A 17,239-nucleotide genomic window follows, 5' to 3' on the forward strand; every position below is an offset into this window, starting at 1 on the left:
ATGCGGAACCTTCGACAAGCTCCACCTCACCCGGAGGTCCTCACCCATTTCAAGATCTACGCCCCGTCACCAACGTCCATGGACAGAACACCTAGCTCACCCACTGGTCGTGGCCCAGCTTCGCGACCAGCGCCACCACCACCACCAGCAACACCACCCGCACGAACCCGGAGCCGCGGCGCAACGCCATCCGCGCCCCCAGCACCGCGCCGGCGATGTTGCACACCGCCATGCCCGCGCCCAACAGCCACCACACGTGCCCGGTCGCCGCGAACACCACCAGCGCGCCCAGGTTCGTCCCCGCGTTGACGACCTTCGCCATCGCCGAGCCGTGCACGAAGTCCGCGCCCACGAGGGCGGTGAACGCCAACACCAGGAACGTGCCGGTGCCCGGGCCGATCAACCCGTCGTACAGGGCGACCCCCACCCCGGCCACCGCGATCACCGCCGCCACCCGCACCGTGGTGCGCTTCGCCGGCACCGCGACCACCCCCATCCGGGGACGCACCAGCACGAACACCGCCACCGCCACCAGCACCACAAGGACGACCGGCCGGTACGCCGACGCCGGCACCGTCCCGGCCAACGCCGCGCCCACCCCCGCGCTGAGCACCGCGAGCCCCGCCGCCGGGCCCGCCACCCGCCAGTCGACAGTCGTCCTACGCGCGTACGTCGTCGCCGCCGTGGCCGTGCCGAAGATCGCGGCCAGCTTGTTCGTGCCCAGCGCGGTGGCCACCGGCAACCCCGGGGCGGCCACCAGCAACGCCGGCAGCAGCAGCAACCCGCCACCACCGACCACGGCATCGACCCACCCGGCCATCGCGGCGGCGGCCAGCAGCGTACTCAGCGTCACGGCGTCCACGGGCGGCAATTCTGCCCACCCCACACTCCGCAACGGGCACCGAGTGGCCAGCCTCACCTGCTCAGCGACCCCGCGTACGCCGCAACCACACCCCCAACGCGCCGACCGCCACGAACACCAGCACCGAACACAGCAACACCTTCACCACCCGGCAACCATGCCACGGGCACGTAAGGTGCAGGAGTGCGCCTGGCCACCTTCAACATGCTGCACGGACGATCCCTCACCGACGGGCTCGTCGACTCCGACCGACTCGCCGCCGCCATCGGGGCCCTCGACGCGGACGTGCTCGCCCTGCAGGAGGTCGACCGCGACCAACGCCGCAGCGGCAACCTCGACCTCACCGCCATCGCCGCCCGCGCCCTCGGCGCGCCACACCACCGCTTCGCCGCCGCCGTCGTCGGCACCCCCGGCGAACAGTTCCGCCCTCTGCGCCACGAAGACGACGGCCACGGGGAGCCCTGCTACGGCATCGGCCTGATCAGCCGACACCCCGTCCGCAGCTGGCAGGTGACCCGACTCAAGCCGGCGCCGGTGCGCTCACCGGTCTACGTGCCCGGCCCCCGCGGCGGTCTCATCCTGCTGCACGACGAACCCCGCGTGATCCTCGCCGCCGTCCTGGACACCCCGCACGGACCCCTCACCGTCGCCGCGACCCACCTGTCCTTCGTACCCGGCTGGAACGCCCGCCAACTCCGGCAGACCGTCCGCGCCCTGCGCGCGCTACCGGGGCCCCGCGTCCTGCTCGGCGACCTCAACCTGCCCGCCGGCGCGGCCCGCCTCATCTCCGGCTGGCACCCCCTGGGCCGACGCCCCACCTACCCGTCCGGGCAGCCCCGCGTCCAACTCGACCACATCCTCGCCGACCGACACGCCCTCGCCGCCCTCCCACCGGTCCGCGCGGTCACCGCGCCGTCGTCCACCATCAGCGACCACCGCCCCCTGCTGGTCGACCTCGGCTGACAACCGTCAGGCCAGATGATCCGCCGTCGCGGGTCGCGAATGTCTAAGGTGGGGCATCACCCACACCACGACCGTTGCGCCATCGGCACCCCCGACAACACGGAGCTGACCATGAGCGACAGGCCGGACACGATCGTCCTCATCCACGGGTTCTGGGTCACCCCCCGCAGCTGGGAACACTGGGTCACCCACTACCAGGCCAAGGGCTTCCACGTGCTCACCCCCACCTACCCGGGGCTGGAGGGCGAGGTCGAGGCCATCAACGCCGACCCCAGCCCCCTGGAGACGCTGACCGCGCCACAGGTCATCGACCACCTCATCGACGTCGTCGCCGCGCTGCCCAAGCCGCCGATCATCATGGGCCACTCCGCCGGCGGGGCGTTCACCCAGGTACTGCTCGACCGGGGGTACGGCGCCAGCGCCGTCGCCCTCAACTCGGCGCCCACCGAAGGCGTCAAGAACATCCCGTTCTCGCAACTGCGCTCCACCTTCCCGGTACTGCGCAACCCCGCCAACCGGCACCGCGCCGTCGGGTTCACCTTCGAGCAGTGGAACTACGCCTTCACCAACACCTTCGACGAACAGACCGCCCGCGCCCTGTACGAGCGCTACGCCATCCCCGCCGCCGGCGGCATCCTCTGGGACAGCGTCCTGGCCAACCTGCTGCCCGGCCCCCAGGACATCGCCGTCAACTACCACAACGACCAACGCGCCCCGCTGCTGTTCATCTCCGGCTCCGAGGACCACATCATGCCGCCCAGCGTGCAGCGCTCCAACGCCGCGCACTACACGGGCGACACCATCACCGAGGTCGAGCTCTTCGAGGGGTACGCGCACCTGCTGCCCGCCCAGCAGGGCTGGCAGCGCATCGCCGACGTCGCCCTCGACTGGGCCCTGCGCCACGCCCGATGAACACCACGGCGTCGTTGCGGATCACCCACATCGGCGGCCCCACCACGCTGATCGAGGTCGGCGGGTGGCGGCTGCTCACCGACCCCACGTTCGACCCACCCGGGCGGCGCTACACCTTCGGGTGGGGAACCTCGTCGCGCAAAATCACCGGTCCGGCCATCCCCGCCGCCGACCTCGGGCCGATCCACGCGGTGCTGCTCAGTCACGACCACCACGGCGACAACCTCGACGACGCCGGCCGCGCGCTCCTGAACGACACGCAGACCGTGCTCACCACCGAAGCCGGGGCACGACGGCTCGGCCCCGCCACCCGGGGCCTGCGCGCCAACACGACCACCCTGCTGACGCACCCCGACCGACCGACCATCGAGGTGACCGCCACCCCCTGCCGGCACGGCCCGCCCCTGAGCGGCCCGATCGTCGGCGACGTCATCGGCTTCGCCCTGCGCTGGGACGGACAACAGCACGGCGCGCTCTGGATCACCGGCGACACCGTCCTGACCCGCCGCGTTCACGCCGCGGCCACCGGCATCCGCGTCGGCACCGTGCTGCTGCACCTCGGCGGCGTACGGTTCCCGCTCACCGGGCCGCTGCGCTACTCGATGACGGCCCGGCGAGCCGTCCAGCTGTGCACCGCAGTGTTACCGCACACCACGATCCCCGTGCACTACGAGGGCTGGCAACACTTCCAGGAGCCCCGCGAGGTCATCGAGCGGGCGTTCGCCGCCGCCCCACCGCCGGTACGCGACAGCGTCCGCTGGCTTCCACCCGGCGAACCCACCACCGTTCCCGCCTGACCGACCCGGGGGAGCGGACCACAAGGCGCAAGATTCCCTCAAGATCATTGCATCGACGGACTTCGACGATCATGCTGGTCGACACGCCACGATCACCTCGTCGGAGGCCACATGAGACGCCAGCGACAAACCCTCATCGCCGTGTCCACCCTCATCGCCCTCACGCTCACCACCGCAGCCACCCCCGCCAACGCCCAGACCGCCGCACCACCCGACCAGGTGACCGCCCTCACCGCCCACCAGGCCGACGGATACACCACCCTCGCCTGGCAACCCGTCGACGGCGCCACCGACTACCAGATCGAACGCACCCCCGTCGACGCCGACAACACCCCCACCGGCGCACCCACCATCGTCGGAATCTGGCGACCCAACCGCCAGATCAACCAACAGGCACCCACCTTCGCCGACGCCGGCCACAACCCCGGCGACACCTTCCAATGGCGTGTACGCGCCCGCACCGGCACCACCGAACAGCCCTACTCCGACCCGGTCACCGCCACCACCACCGCACCCTGGGGCAATCCCACGACCCCCGGCGAGCAACTACGCACCGGCTGGGAAACCACCCACGCCGCGCAGTACACCAGCGACACCGACGAGTACGCCTACACCGCCGCCATCGACGCCCTAAGCGACCGCGTACGCGTCGTCGAACTCGGCCGCACCGTCCAGAACCGACCCATCAACATGATGGTCATCGGCCACCCCACCCCGCCGGCCACCCCGCAAGCCGTCGCCACCACCGCACCCGTGGCCATCAACTGCAACGTGCACGGCAACGAACCCGGCGACCGCGAAGCCTGCCTCATCATGGCCCGCCACCTCGCCTTCAGCACCGACCCCCGCATCACCGACCTACTCAGCCACACCACCGTCCTGATCATCCCCACCATCAACGGAGACGGCCGCGCCAACAACACCCGCGGCAACTCCACCGGCCAGGACCTCAACCGCGACTACTCCCTGATCCGCCAACCCGAAACCACCGCGTACATCAAAATGGTCCGCGACTACCGACCCGTCGCCGGCTACGACGGCCACGAGTTCGGCAACTCCCGCGCCGGCGACCTGCCGATGCTGCCCCCACGGCACCAGAACGTCGCCCAACCCATCTTCGACCAGTCCCAGGACATGATCGAAGGCCACATGTACGCCAAGGGCGCCGAAGCCGGCTGGTGGGCCTGCCCCTACGGCTGCGAAGGCGGCGGCAACGTCGGCCTCAGCGAGGAAACCATCCTGCGCAACACCCTCGGACTCAAGAACGTCACCAACTCGCTGCTGGAACTGCGCAGCTCCGGCGGCCAGACCCGCCCCGACGAGGGCAACACCGCCAACAACCGACGCCGCAAGACCTACTCCGCCCTGTGGACGTTCCACCAGTTCCTCGACTACCACCGCGCCGACCGCGCCGACATCCTGACAGCCCGCAGCGAAGCCATCGAATCCCAGGCCGCCAACACCGGCCGGCTCGTCTTCCGCGGCTCCCGCCCCATCCCCGCCCACCCGGCACCGCACCCCGGCGACAGCCCGCCACCACTCGACGCGCCCCCCGCCGACCTGATCCTCGACAACCCGCCCTGCGCCTACAAACTCACCGACGCCCAGTACAACGGCCCCCGCACCGACGGGCCCGGCGGCGTCGGCACCACCGTCGCCCAACGCATCGCCGCCCACGGCTGGAAGGTCATCACGATCGGCGGGGACCACTACGTCCCCCTCAACCAACCCGAACGCGGCCTCATCCCCCTGCTCCTCGACAGCAAGGGCGTGGAGAAGCTGACCGACGGCGAACGTGTCTATCCCACCCTCACCGGCCGCCGCAACGGACCCCTGACCGTCACCGGCTTCACCTGCGCCGACGACGCCACCATCAACGGCCCGGTCACCGTCCGAGCCGGCGCGGCACTCGTCACGACAGCAACCACCATCAGCGGCCCCCTCACCGCCACCGGCGCCGCCGGCATCCTCCTCGCCGACAGCACCATCAACGGCCCGGTCCGCATCGCCACCACCCACACGATCTCCATCATCGACGCCACCATCGCCGGCCCCGTCGACCTGTCCGGCAACACCACCGCCACCGACGCACCCGTGCTGGCCGGCACCACCATCCGCGGCCCACTCACCTGCACCGGCAACAACCCCACCCCGCACAACCTCGGCATCGCCAACACCGTCCACGGCCCCCGCACCACCCAGTGCGCGGCACTGTGACCGACCACTAGCGAGCCAGCACGCCGGCGGCGCGGACCCGACACCCGCGCCGCCGGCACCCCACCAGCAACACCGCACCCGTGGAGGCCGCCGTGTCGCACCCCACCACCGCACCGCGACACCCCCGACGATTCCCCGGACCGCACGGCGCTCGACGCGTCCGCCGGACGCTCGGCCTGCTCCTGCCGACCCTGCTGCTGGCCGCCTGCACCGGCAGCCCCGCAGCCCCCAACGCCGACGCCGCGCCCGCGAGCACCGCACCCCAGCCCACCGGGCCACTCTGCGCCGCCCTGCCCACCGGCACCGACCCCGGCAACCCGAGCTTCCTCGCCGGGCAACCCGTCGAGGCGGCGCTGCGCTGGATCCCCACCCTCACCACGTTCGAAGCGGCACTGCGCACCAGCGGCGTCCTCACCGACCTACCCGCCGGCGACGGCGTCACCCTCCTGGCACCCTCCGACGACGCCTTCGCCGCCACGTTCTCCGAGGACAACTGGGACGACCTCATGACCCACCACACCGACCAGCTCCGCACCCTGCTGAAAGCCCACCTCATCACCGGAAACCACCCGATCGCCGACCTCACCACCGCCGGCACCGCCACCACCCTCGACGGCGTCACCGTCACCGTCACCAGCACCGGACCCACCGCCCGCCTCGGCGACCGCGCCGACACGGTCTGCGCCGACTACCAGGCCACCAACGCCCGCATCCACATCATCAACGCCGTCCTCGGCCCCCTGCCCGTCACCGCCCACGGCACCGGCCACCGCGCACACTGACCACCTCACCCCGGCGGCACCAGACCCGCCAACGCGCGGTTGGTCCGATTGGCGCGGACCGCGTCACGCTGCTGTCCCGCCGTCACCTCGATGTACGTCTGCGACGACGCCAACGACGCGTGCCCCAACAACCGCATGATCTCCGCCGCGCTCGCACCGTCCTCCGCCAACCGGGTCGCGAACGTGTGCCGCAGCGCGTGCAGCCGCGCACCCCGCGGCACCCGGTCACCGATGCCCGCCCGCCGGTAACACGACTCCACGAGATACTGCAGGCCACCACGGCGCAACGGCTCACCACGCCGATCCACCAGAAACGGCGAGTCGGGACGCACCGACCGCGAACCGAAGCGCCGCACCCGACTGTCCAGGTAGTCCCGCAGCACCCGGTCCAGATCCGCCTCGATCGGCACCACCCGAGGCCGTCCACCCTTGCCCGCCACCTCGACCCGCCGCTCACCGGACCGACCGCCGAGCGAGTCGACGCGCAACGCCAGCAGCTCCGACAGACGCAGCCCGGCGCAGAGCGCCACCGCCAACACCGCCACGTCCCGCTCCGGCCACGGGTCGCGTTGCCGCCCGTCGTCGCGCGCGGCGGACGCGAGCAGCACCTCGGGGGTGTCCGCGCCGCGCAGCGGCTTCGGCTGGGGGAGTAGCGCCCGAGGCCGCCCAACCGCCGGCATCGGATTGCCCGCCACGAACCCGTCAGCGACCAGGAACGTGAAGAAGCTGTTCCAGGTGGACCAGGCCCGGTGCACCGACGCGGGCGCCCGGGGGGCGGCGAACCGGGCGAAGGCCGCGCGCATCACCCGGGGGGAGAGGTCGGTGATCGACAGCGCGTCCAGGGGTAGGGGAGGGGTGTCATCCTCCGCGACCAGAGCCGCGATCGTTCGGAGATCCCTGCGGTACGCCGCCAGGGTGTGCGGGGAGGGCTTGCGGGTGGCCCGCGCGGTCAGGAACTCCTCGATCAGCACCGCGAGCGATTCGTCCTGTTTGTCATGCATAAGGGATATTATGCAGCATTTTCGTGTTGCCGGGAAGTGGTGAGCCAGGGGGAGAGGGCCCACCCGTGACCGGTGCAGCCGGGGCCACGCTGATCAGGGAACACGTATTGTGCCCGGCATGACGTCGACCGCCGCCGCAGGCCGCGACGCACAAGACGCAACGACCCGGACGGAGCCCATGGACGTCAGCAAGGACGGGCGGACCTGGCGGATCGGCACCGCCGGTGACGTCGCCTGGCTCACCGGGCGCACCACGCAGGGTCTGTCGGTCACCACGGCGATCCCGCCGGTGTTCGAGGCGTACGGCACCTTTCACCCGCCCGCCGGGGTCGGTTTCGACGCCCACGAACGCGCGGTGATCGACGAGTTGGCGGCGTGCACACCGGACCAGCCCTGGTGGCTGGGCTTTCTCGACACCGGCGCCCACGACGTCGTCTTCCCGCACGCCCCGAGGGTGTCCCTCTACTGGGACTGGCCCTACGTACTGGTCCAGGCCGGGCCGGAACAGGCCCTCAACTGGCGGGTCGGTCACATGCGCGGCGACGGGGCGCTGCCCGACCTGTTCTTTCCGGCTGATCGCTCCTGGCTCGTCTCCGCCCTGTGGGACGACACCTGGACCGACATCGGCGCCAGCGGTGCGGTGCTCGCGGCCCTGCGACGTAACCCTCTGGTCAACGCGCGCCTCGTCGGCCCGGACGAGGACGCGTGCCCGCCCGGCCTGACACGCGACTGACACCGTCGGTGAACGGCGAGGGGACTCCCAGAAAGCCTCGACTTTACATAATGCCCATTATCGAATCAGCTTTACATCGTTCCGGATCGATGCGGGCTTGCACCATGACAACTGGCGCGAGGCCCTACCATTGCCCGGGTGATCGAGGATTTCGTGGAGCGGCTTCTGCACGACATGGCCATCCTCGACCCTTGCACAGCGGTGGTCGACGCTGGCGAACAGGACGTCGACGGGCTTACCGACTACGGCCCCGAGGGCCACCAGGCCCGCGCGGACCGGGCCGCCCTCGCCCTGCGCGAGATCGAGGCACTGCCGGCCGGGACCCCGCTGCACGCCCACCTCGCCGAACGGCTGCACACGCGTGTCGCCTTCCACGACGCCGGAGAGGATCTGCGCGAACTGCACGTGGCGGCCACCGGTCCCCTTCAGCTCATCCGCCAAGCCGTCGAAGCCGCGGTTCCCGGCCGCGACGCCGAGAACGCGGCCTTCGAGGAGGGCTGGGCTCGTGTCGGCGCACGCATGGCCGCGATCCCTGCGGCCCTTGACGGGTACGCCCGCAGCCTCCTCCTCGCCGCGCAGCGCGGCGATGTGCCGGCGCGCCGTCAGGTGGAGCTCGTCGCGCAGCGCTGCCGCACCTGGACTGACGACGATGCTGCCCTGGTGGATCGCTACGGCGAGGGGCGTCAGCGGGCGTCGTTGCAAGCCGCGGCAGCGGGCTCGCGAGCGGCGTACCAGAAGCTCGCTGAGAGGCTGACCGTCGACCTGGCTCCGCGGGCAGTTGAGGAGGAGGCGTTCGGTCAGCAGCGGTATGCGCTCTGGGTGCGTACCTTCCTCGCGGCCCAACCTGACCTGCGCGAGCTGTACGAGTGGGGTTGGGAGGAGTTCAGAGCGACAGAGGCAGAGCTTCTCGCTGAGGCGGAGGCCCTGGGCGGGAGCGTGCCGGAGGTGCTCGCCCGGCTCAACAGCCCCGACGCACCTGGCACGCTGCACAGTAGGGAGGCGTTCGCTGCGTGGCTGCAGAACCTGTTGGAGTCGACCACCGAGAGATTGGACGGTGTCTACTTCGACATCCCCGCCCCGCTGAGGCGCATCGAGTCGCGGTTGGTCACGTCGTCCGGCATTGCGTACACAGGGCCGTCGCGGGACCTGGCGCGGCCGGGTCGGGTCTGGTGGTCGGTCCCGGAGGGCGCAGCGACATTCCCTACCTGGTACGCCTACAGCACCGCCTTTCACGAGGGCGTTCCCGGCCATCACCTCCACCTCGGCGCGGAAGCCTGCCGGGGAGGCCTCGGGCAGCGGCTGAACCTGCTCGGCGGCCTCTCCGGGAGTCAGGAGGGCTGGGCACTGTATGCGGAGCGGTTCATGGACGAGCTCGGGCTGTATGAGCAGCCAGGTGCTCGACTGGGGTACCTGTCCATGCAGCTCCTGCGCGCCGCGCGGGTCGTGCTCGACATCGGCCTGCACCTGCGGCTGGCGATGCCCTGCGGCGATGGAGCCGTGTGGACGGCGGACGCGGCGCTGAAGCTGTTGCGGGATCGGTGCCATCAGGGGTGCTACGCGTCCGCCGAGCTCGCGCGTTACCTGGGTCGGCCTGGGCAGGCGTTGGCCTACAAGGTGGGTGAGCGCGTGTGGCTGGCAGGCCGTTCGTCCTTTCCTGGCGACCGGCGCGCGTTCCATCGTCAGGCGCTGGAGTTGGGCTCGATGGGCTTGGATCAGTTGACGGCGGCCCTTCGGGGTGACCGAGCACCATTCGCGGATCGCAGTGACACACGTCAGGGACCGCGGAGATAGCCGGACAAGGTCCGCTCCCCCAGCTCGGGCTGTCAGATGTGGGAACGGCGCAGCCAGTCCTGGGTGAGCGAGTGCAGCAGAGCGGGTTGTTCGTACGGCAGGTAGTGCCCGGCGGCGTCGATCACGGTGTAGGTGCCGCGCGGGTAGTGGCGCATGGCGTGGAACTGGTCGGCGTACCCGACGATGCGGTCCTGCCGGCCGGTGATCACGCTGACCGGGCCGTCGAAGGCGATCTCGGTGTTCTCGTCGGGTAGCGCGTAGTCGGGGCCGTTCTGCAACTCCTGTTGGAATGTCGGGTCACCGGGGCCGCCGGATTGCAGTGCGGCGAGCACCGTCGCGACGACTTTTGGGGTGCGGTGACCCAGGGCGGCGTCCAGATGTGGGTGCAGTTCGGTGGGGGCGGCGTCGAGCCAGCCCGGGGGTGCTTCGAGTGGTGGGTCGTGGGGCAGGGTACGGCTGTGGCGGGCGATGGTGACACCGGGGCACACGAGGAGCAGGCCGCGGACGAGGTCGGGTCGTTGGCGGGCGATGCCGGCGGCCAGGTACGCGCCGTAGGAGCCGCCGGCGAGCAGGACTGGCGTGTCGATGTGGTGGTCGAGCCAGGCGCAGACGGTGTCCAGCACTGCCTGGGAGGTGGGTGGGCAGTGTGCGGGGGTGTCTCCGTGGCCGGGGAGGTAGGCACACCACCGCTGGTCCGGTCTCCGCCGTGTGGTCGAACGCCAGGTTCATCGGGAGTCCTCGTTGGGGTTGTCGGTGGTGGGGTTCAGGTTCAACGTCTCATGCCGGGCGGGCCGTGGGTGAAACTGGTCTGCGTCTTCGGCGGGCGGTGTCTACAGTGGTGCGCTCCGGCCATTGCCCGTTCACCGCGAACGGCGGGGCCGCACATCACCACGGGGGAACATCTTGACGAGTAAGCCTGTCCGTATTGTGGTTGGCCTGGTCGCGACCGTCGGCCTCGTTGTGGGCTGCCAGCCTGCCGAGAAGGAGAATGAGGGCGCCGTCGCGCCGTCGCCGACCGTGGCGCCGAGCCCGACCGTCGACGTGGCGGCCAACAGCAAGCAGGTCTGCGACGCCAGTCTCGTTTTTGTCAAGAAGCACTACGTCGCGATGGCTGACGATGCGATCGCCGCGATCGACAAGCCGGTCAGCGCCAAGGAGGCGGGCGCGAAGGTTCGCGGCCACTACACGGCGCTGTTGCAGGACCTCAAGACGGCGGCGCCGACCGCTGCCGACCCGCAGGTGCGCACCGCGTTGGAGACCCTGGCTGCGGGGGTGGAGAAGCACCTGGCCGGTCCGAAGGCCACCGAGATCGAGGCGCCGGATCTCGACCCGCCGCTGAAGGCGTTGGACACCGTCTGCGGTCGCTGAGCGTCGTGGGCACCGGCCGGGTCGGCCGGTGCCCACAAACCGGGGGTACGGGTCAGATCCAGGGCACCTGTGGGGACGGGTAGAAGTCGACCTGTTGCAGTCGCCAGCGGGGTGCCTGCTCCCCCAGTCTGGTGCGGAATGATTCCCAGTCGTGGCTGGCGGTGGTCGACCAGCCGAGTTCGGCGATCGCCGGTAGGCGGGGGAAGGCCATGTGTTCGATGTCGTCGAGGGTGCGCAGCGTCTCGGACCATAGTGGGGCCTCGACGCCGAGGATGGCGTTCTCGCCGATGCCGGTGACCCGGGTGGCGGGGTCCCAGCCGTACGCGTCGGACACCTCGATCAGGCCGGCCCAGCGTAGGCCGAGGCGGGTGTTGGCGTCGTACTTCATGTCGAGGTAGGCCTTGTTCGCCGGTGACATGACGATTTTGGTGCCGCGGGCGGCGGCCGCGACGAGGCTGGCGTTTGTGGTGCCGGTGCCCCAGAACTGGGCGACGTCGTCGGTGGAGGTGTCGGCCTGGGTGATTTCGTTCCAGCCGTAGGCGCGTTTGCCGTACTTCGTGACCAGGGGCAGGACCCGGTTCATGAAGGTGCGGTAGTCCTCGTCGGTGGTGGCGTGGGCTTCGTCGCCGCCGACGTGCAGGAATGGTCCGGGGGTGATGGCCGCGATTTCGCGGATGACGTCCTCGACGAAGCGGTAGGTGAGGTCGTCGTTGATGCAGAGGGAGCTGTAGCCGACGGCGATGTCGGTGCGCGGGGGCGGTGCGACGCCGTCGCAGTTGAGTTCGGGGTAGGTCGACTGGGCGGCGTTGGTGTGCCCGGGCATGTCGATCTCGGGGATGATCGTGATGTGTCGTGCGGCGGCGTAGGCGACGACGGCTTTGTAGTCGGCCTTGGTGAGGTATCCGGGGCCGACGCCGTCGACTCCGGTGCCGGGTCCGCCGCCGACGGTGGTGAGGCGGGGCCAGGAGTCGATCTGGATGCGCCAGCCCTGGTCGTCGGTCAGGTGCAGGTGCAGGTAGTTGATTTTGTACTGGCTGAGCAGGTCCACGTAGGCGGTGATGTCGTCGACGGTGTGGAAGTGGCGTGCGAGGTCGAGCATCGCGCCGCGGTAGGCGAAGCGTGGGTAGTCGATGATTCGTCCGCCGGGGATGGTCCAGGTGGTCCCCTGCCGCTCGGGTGCCTCGATCTGGGCGGGGAGCAGTTGGCGCAGGGTCTGGGTGCCGGCGTACAGCCCGGCGGGGGTGTTGGCGCGGATCGTGACGCTGCGGCGGGTGACGTCGAGTTGGTAGCCCTGCTGGCCGATGCGGTCGTCGGCGCCGCCGATGAGCAGGGCGATCTCGGGTAGCGGGGTGGAGCGTACGGGCAGGACGGGCAGGGCGTGGCCGGTGGCGGGGCGCAGTGTGGTGGCGAGTTGGTGGCCGACGTTGCGGGCGGCGGCTGAGCCGGGGGTGGTGCGGATGACGGTCAGGGGGGTGATGCGGAATGTGTTGTGCGCGTCGGGGTGGGTCTCGACCGGTGCGGGGATGACGTCGCTGAGGTGTCGGGCTGGTGCGGTGGGTGTCGCGGCGGCGGGTGTTGCGGGCAGGGTGACGGGTAGCGCGAGTGCGGCTATGGCCAGCAGCCGTGTGGTGGTGTGTCGGCGACGCACGGTAACTCCAGGCCTCGTCGTGATCGACAGTTGTCGATTAGGAGGGCAGATTACCGGCGTTTCGCCTGTACTGTAAACCTTCCTTAACGTAGGGCGCGTCGAGACAGCGCTGTCGCCGACCTCACGTACGCCGCACGCTGGGGAATTCCGGGAGTGGTCGTGCCGTTGTCCATTCGGAAGATCAGGTTCGGATGATCGAATGGGAAGTGCCATGCACATGCGCTCAGACGCGGTAGTGCTGTTCGGCGTCACGGGAGACCTCGTCTCGAAGAAGCTGTTTCCGGCGCTGTACGAGTTGACCCGGCGCGACCGTCTCGACGTTCCGGTGATCGGTATCGCCCGCTCCCCCTGGGACGATCAGCAGTTGGTCACCATGGCCCGCAAGTCGGTCACCGAGGCCCAGGACGAGATCGACGACGAGACCTTCGACCGGCTGGCGGACAACCTCTCGATGATCTCCGGCGACTACGCGGACCCGACGACGTACCAACGGCTGGCGCAGCGGCTGCGCGACGCCGAGCGGCCGGTCTTCTACCTGGCGATTCCTCCGGCGGTGTTCGGCTCCGTCGTCGAGGGCCTGGCGGCCGTGGGTCTGGCCGACCGGGGTCGGGTGATCGTGGAGAAGCCGTTCGGGCGTGACCTGGAGTCGTCCCGCGAGCTGGATCGCACCCTGGGCGCGGCCTTCGCGCCGGAGCGGGTGTTCCGCATCGACCACTACCTCGGCAAGGAAGCCGTCGAGGGTCTCTACGCCTTCCGGTTCGCCAACCGGCTGTTCGAGCCGCTGTGGAACAACGAGCACATCGACAACATCCAGGTGACGCTCGCCGAGGCCTTCGGCACCCAGGGCCGGGCCGGCTTCTACGACACCGTGGGCGCGACCCGGGACGTGCTGCAGAACCACATCCTGCAGGTCGTGGCGCTGATTGCGATGGAGGCGCCGGCCAGCGAGGACACCACGGCGTTCCGGGAGGCGGAGGCCGCGGTGCTGCGGCAGATCGCGCCGCTGTCGCCGGACTCCACCGTCCGGGGGCAGTACGCCGGCTACCGCGACGAGCCGGGCGTGGCGGCGGATTCGAACACGGAGACGTTCGTGGCGACCCGGTTGACGGTCGACTCCCCCCGGTGGGCGGGTGTGCCGATCTACCTGCGTGCCGGCAAGTCCCTGGCGGGGACGGCGACAGAGGTCGTGGTCGAGTTCAAGCAGCCGCAGCGCTCACTGATCCCGGCCGAGCGGGGCCAGGCCCCTGCCGCGAACCTGCTGCGGTTCCGGCTCGGGCGCGGTGACGGCATCACCATGTCGATCCAGGCGAAGAGCCCGGGTGCTGAGGTGGCGAGCCGTCCGGTGGACCTGTCCGTCGACTTCGGGGCGGCTCTCGGCCGCCGGCAGGAGGCGTACGAGCGGCTGCTCGACGACGCGATGGACGGGCAGCACCTGCGTTTCGCGCGTGCCGAGACGATCGAGCAGGAGTGGCGCATCGTCGAGCCGATCCTGGATCTGCCGACGGCGGTGCGGTCGTACGAGAAGGGCAGTTGGGGTCCGGCGGACGCCGACGCGCTGGCCGGCGGCTGGCACCTTCCGGACCTGCGCTAGTCGCGGCCGGAGCTGACGAAGGCGGCGTGACCGACTCGGTGTCTGGAAGGTCGCGGTGTCCCGACTGTGGGGAGGCCGAGTCGGTCACGGGTGCGGCGCGCGGTCGCTGACTGACCGCTCAGCTCAGCGGAACGACCGTCCGGCGACGGTGAGGTTTGCCGCTTACGCGTGGTGTGGGCACGTTGGGGGCGACGTTTCTCGTCCTCGTCGGAGAGGAAGCAGCTCATGCTTTCCGTACTCGATCGTCGGCACACCGTCGCGCCGCCCGGCTACAGCCGGTGGCTCATCCCCCCGGCGGCGTTGGCCATCCACCTCTGCATCGGTCAGGTCTACGCGACCAGCGTCTACAAGAACTCGCTGATCGCCCACTTCGACACCAGCCAGACGGCGATCGGGGTGATCTTCAGCATCGCGATCGTGATGCTCGGATTGTCCGCGGCGGTCGCCGGGACCTGGGTGGAGGCGAACGGGCCGCGCAAGGCCATGTTCGTCTCGGCCTGTTTCTGGGCGGCGGGTTTCCTGGTGGGCTCGCTGGGCATCGCCACGAAGCAGCTCTGGCTGCTGTATCTGGGCTACGGGCTGCTCGGCGGCATCGGGCTGGGCATCGGCTACATCTCCCCCGTCTCCACACTGATCAAGTGGTTCCCGGACCGGCCAGGGCTGGCAACCGGGTTGGCGATCATGGGGTTCGGTGGTGGGGCGATGGTCGCCTCTCCCCTGTCGCGGCAACTGTTGTCGTTCTACGACGCCGGCTACGACCCGGCCAACGCGGGGTCGACGGCGTCGGGCAGCGCCCTGGTGTGGCTGTTCGTGACGCTCGGCCTGGGCTACTTCGTGATCATGATGTTCGGGGTGGCGAACGTGCGGGTGCCGGCGCCGGACTGGCGGCCGGCCGGCTTCGACCCCGCCAGCGTGGCGGCGAAGCCGCTCGTCACCACGGCGAACGTGTCGGCGGCGAACGCGGTGAAGACCCGCTCGTTCTGGCTGCTGTGGGTGGTGCTGTTCTGCAACGTGACCGCCGGCATCGGCATCCTGGAACAGGCCAGCCCGATGATCCAGGACTTCTTCCGCGACAACGGCACCTCCGCGGTGACCGTCGCGGCGGCCGGCGGGTTCGTGGGTCTGCTGTCGCTGTTCAACATGGCCGGACGGTTCGCGTGGTCGTCCACCTCGGACATCATCGGCCGCAAACCGATCTACCTGGTGTACCTGGGTGTCGGCATGGTGCTCTACGCGCTGCTGGCGCTCGTCGGGCAGACCTCGACGGCCCTGTTCGTGTTGTTGGCCTGCGTGATCCTGTCGTTCTACGGCGGTGGCTTCGCGACCGTGCCGGCGTACCTGCGGGACCTGTTCGGCACCTTCCAGGTCGGGGCGATCCACGGTCGGCTGCTGACCGCGTGGTCGGCGGCGGGGATCGCCGGTCCGCTGATCGTCAACGGGTTCCTCGACGCGCAGGGCGAGCCGGGCTCGCTGACCGCCGCTGCGTACCGTCCGGCGCTGTTCACGATGGTGGGCGTGCTGGCGGTGGGCTTCGTGGCGAACCTGCTGGTGCGGCCGGTGCCGCAGCGCTACCACGAACCAGCGGCGGAACATCACCCGCAACAGCACGTGGACGAGGACGCGACGGCGCAGAGGAGTGGTACGCGATGAGTGACGACAGCCGTTCCGGGCAGCAGGCCCGGTTGTGGATCTCCTGGTTGGTGGTGGCGGCGCTGCTCGGCTATGGGATCGCCCAGACCGTCATCACGGCGGCGAAGCTGTTCACCCACTGAGGTGCGGTGCGGGGTGCCGTCGGGCGGCACCCCGCAGCACCGTCAGAGACCGCCGGAAACGCGTAGCACGGTCCCGGTGGCGTACGAGGCGTCCGGGCCGAGCAGCCAGGCGATGGCGGCGGCGATCTCGTCGGGTTCGCCCGCGCGGCCCAGCGGGATGCGACCGACGGCGGAGTCGGCGCGGTCGGGGACCCCGGAGTCGGCGTGGATGTCGGTGCGCACGATGCCGGGGGCCACGGCGTTGACCCGGATGCCCTTCGGGGCGAGTTCCTTGGCCAGGCCGACGGTGAGGGTGTCGGTGGCGGCCTTCACGGCGGCGTAGTGCACGTACTCCCCCGGGCTGCCGAGGGTCGCGGCCGCCGACGAGACGTTCACGATCGCCCCACCGTCGGTGAGCCGGTGTGCGGCCTGCTGGGCGCAGAGGACGTAACCGACGAGATTGACGTCGACGACCCGACGCAGGTCCTCGACGCGCAGCTCGGTGAACGGTCCGATGAGGCTGGTGACGCCGGCGTTGTTGACCAGGCCGGTGAGCGGGCCGAGCTGCGCGGCGGCGTCGAACAGGGCGTGCACCTGCTCGGGGTCGGTGGTGTCGGCGCGTACCGCGATGGCCTGTGCGCCGGCGGCCCGCAGGTCGGCCAGGACGGCGGTGGCGGCGGCGTCGTCGCGGCGGTAGCACAGGGCCACGTGGTGACCGGCGGCGGCGAGCCGCCGGGCGGTGGCCGCGCCGATGCCCCGGCCGCCGCCGGTGATGACGGTGACGGGTGCCACGGTGCCTCCCCGGGGGGGGTCTGAGTGCTGC

16 protein-coding genes are annotated in these 17,239 nt (G+C 70.4%); 11 read left to right on the forward strand and 5 right to left on the reverse strand.

All coding sequences use genetic code 11. From position 1 onward, the window contains the following. Window positions 1-91: 91 nt before the first annotated feature. Window positions 92-862 (reverse strand): sulfite exporter TauE/SafE family protein, encoded by a 771-nt coding sequence (locus tag ACIBEF_RS09070; RefSeq protein WP_396792468.1) that lies wholly within the window; start codon window positions 860-862, stop codon window positions 92-94. Between the two features lie 183 nt (window positions 863-1,045). Here ACIBEF_RS09070 and ACIBEF_RS09075 point away from each other — a divergent pair, with 183 nt between their 5' ends. From ACIBEF_RS09075 to ACIBEF_RS09095, 5 genes are all read left to right on the forward strand, one after another. Continuing rightward, entirely contained in the window at window positions 1,046-1,825 is a 780-nt protein-coding gene (locus ACIBEF_RS09075) for an endonuclease/exonuclease/phosphatase family protein (protein ID WP_396792470.1), read from the forward strand. 111 nt (window positions 1,826-1,936) lie between these two features. Then, window positions 1,937-2,737 (forward strand): alpha/beta hydrolase, encoded by an 801-nt coding sequence (locus ACIBEF_RS09080; protein ID WP_396792472.1) that lies wholly within the window; start codon window positions 1,937-1,939, stop codon window positions 2,735-2,737. Beyond that, entirely contained in the window at window positions 2,734-3,534 is an 801-nt protein-coding gene (locus ACIBEF_RS09085; protein WP_396792474.1) for an MBL fold metallo-hydrolase, read from the forward strand. Before ACIBEF_RS09080 ends, ACIBEF_RS09085 begins: the two co-directional genes overlap by 4 nt. 111 nt (window positions 3,535-3,645) lie before the next feature. Beyond that, window positions 3,646-5,751, forward strand: coding sequence for a M14 family zinc carboxypeptidase (locus ACIBEF_RS09090; RefSeq protein ID WP_396792475.1), 2,106 nt, complete (start codon window positions 3,646-3,648; stop codon window positions 5,749-5,751). A gap of 92 nt (window positions 5,752-5,843) precedes the next feature. Beyond that, window positions 5,844-6,533 carry a fasciclin domain-containing protein gene (locus tag ACIBEF_RS09095; RefSeq protein WP_396792477.1) on the forward strand — a complete coding sequence of 230 codons (690 nt, stop codon included), beginning with the start codon at window positions 5,844-5,846 and terminating at the stop codon, window positions 6,531-6,533. A gap of 5 nt (window positions 6,534-6,538) precedes the next feature. On the opposite strand, the gene ACIBEF_RS09100 is transcribed toward ACIBEF_RS09095, so the two are convergent. Next, a complete protein-coding gene (locus ACIBEF_RS09100; protein WP_396792479.1) occupies window positions 6,539-7,534 on the reverse strand; it encodes a tyrosine-type recombinase/integrase in 996 nt (331 codons plus the stop codon). A gap of 178 nt (window positions 7,535-7,712) precedes the next feature. Here ACIBEF_RS09100 and ACIBEF_RS09105 point away from each other — a divergent pair, with 178 nt between their 5' ends. Further along, complete coding sequence (locus ACIBEF_RS09105) at window positions 7,713-8,267, forward strand: hypothetical protein (RefSeq protein WP_396792481.1); 555 nt, start codon at window positions 7,713-7,715, stop codon at window positions 8,265-8,267. Window positions 8,268-8,405: 138 nt separating this feature from the next. Continuing rightward, a complete protein-coding gene (locus ACIBEF_RS09110; protein WP_396792483.1) occupies window positions 8,406-10,058 on the forward strand; it encodes a DUF885 domain-containing protein in 1,653 nt (550 codons plus the stop codon). Between the two features lie 32 nt (window positions 10,059-10,090). Here the strand turns inward: ACIBEF_RS09110 and ACIBEF_RS09115 are convergent, their stop codons facing one another. Beyond that, the gene (locus tag ACIBEF_RS09115; RefSeq protein ID WP_396792485.1) at window positions 10,091-10,681 is read right to left on the reverse strand and encodes an alpha/beta fold hydrolase; all 591 of its coding nucleotides are present in this window, start codon (window positions 10,679-10,681) and stop codon (window positions 10,091-10,093) included. Between the two features lie 304 nt (window positions 10,682-10,985). On the opposite strand from ACIBEF_RS09115, the gene ACIBEF_RS09120 reads away from it, so the two are divergent. After that, window positions 10,986-11,426 (forward strand): hypothetical protein, encoded by a 441-nt coding sequence (locus ACIBEF_RS09120; protein ID WP_396792487.1) that lies wholly within the window; start codon window positions 10,986-10,988, stop codon window positions 11,424-11,426. A 52-nt stretch (window positions 11,427-11,478) separates the two neighbouring features. Here ACIBEF_RS09120 and ACIBEF_RS09125 read toward each other — a convergent pair whose 3' ends face one another. Next, entirely contained in the window at window positions 11,479-13,074 is a 1,596-nt protein-coding gene (locus ACIBEF_RS09125; RefSeq protein ID WP_396792489.1) for a beta-N-acetylhexosaminidase, read from the reverse strand. A 211-nt stretch (window positions 13,075-13,285) separates the two neighbouring features. On the opposite strand from ACIBEF_RS09125, the gene zwf reads away from it, so the two are divergent. The 3 genes from zwf to ACIBEF_RS09140 all read left to right on the forward strand — a co-directional run bounded on the left by zwf (window position 13,286) and on the right by ACIBEF_RS09140 (window position 16,437). Beyond that, window positions 13,286-14,665 carry a glucose-6-phosphate dehydrogenase gene (zwf, locus tag ACIBEF_RS09130; protein WP_396792491.1) on the forward strand — a complete coding sequence of 460 codons (1,380 nt, stop codon included), beginning with the start codon at window positions 13,286-13,288 and terminating at the stop codon, window positions 14,663-14,665. 225 nt (window positions 14,666-14,890) lie between these two features. Beyond that, the gene (locus tag ACIBEF_RS09135) at window positions 14,891-16,315 is read left to right on the forward strand and encodes an OFA family MFS transporter (RefSeq protein ID WP_396792493.1); all 1,425 of its coding nucleotides are present in this window, start codon (window positions 14,891-14,893) and stop codon (window positions 16,313-16,315) included. Further along, a complete protein-coding gene (locus ACIBEF_RS09140; protein WP_396792495.1) occupies window positions 16,312-16,437 on the forward strand; it encodes a hypothetical protein in 126 nt (41 codons plus the stop codon). The genes ACIBEF_RS09135 and ACIBEF_RS09140 overlap by 4 nt, the downstream gene beginning before the upstream one ends. A 42-nt stretch (window positions 16,438-16,479) precedes the next feature. Here the strand turns inward: ACIBEF_RS09140 and ACIBEF_RS09145 are convergent, their stop codons facing one another. After that, a complete protein-coding gene (locus tag ACIBEF_RS09145; RefSeq protein WP_396792497.1) occupies window positions 16,480-17,208 on the reverse strand; it encodes an SDR family oxidoreductase in 729 nt (242 codons plus the stop codon). Between the last annotated feature and the right edge of the window lie 31 nt (window positions 17,209-17,239).

Source organism: Micromonospora sp. NPDC050795, from assembly GCF_044456785.1.
Lineage (GTDB): Bacteria > Actinomycetota > Actinomycetes > Mycobacteriales > Micromonosporaceae > Micromonospora.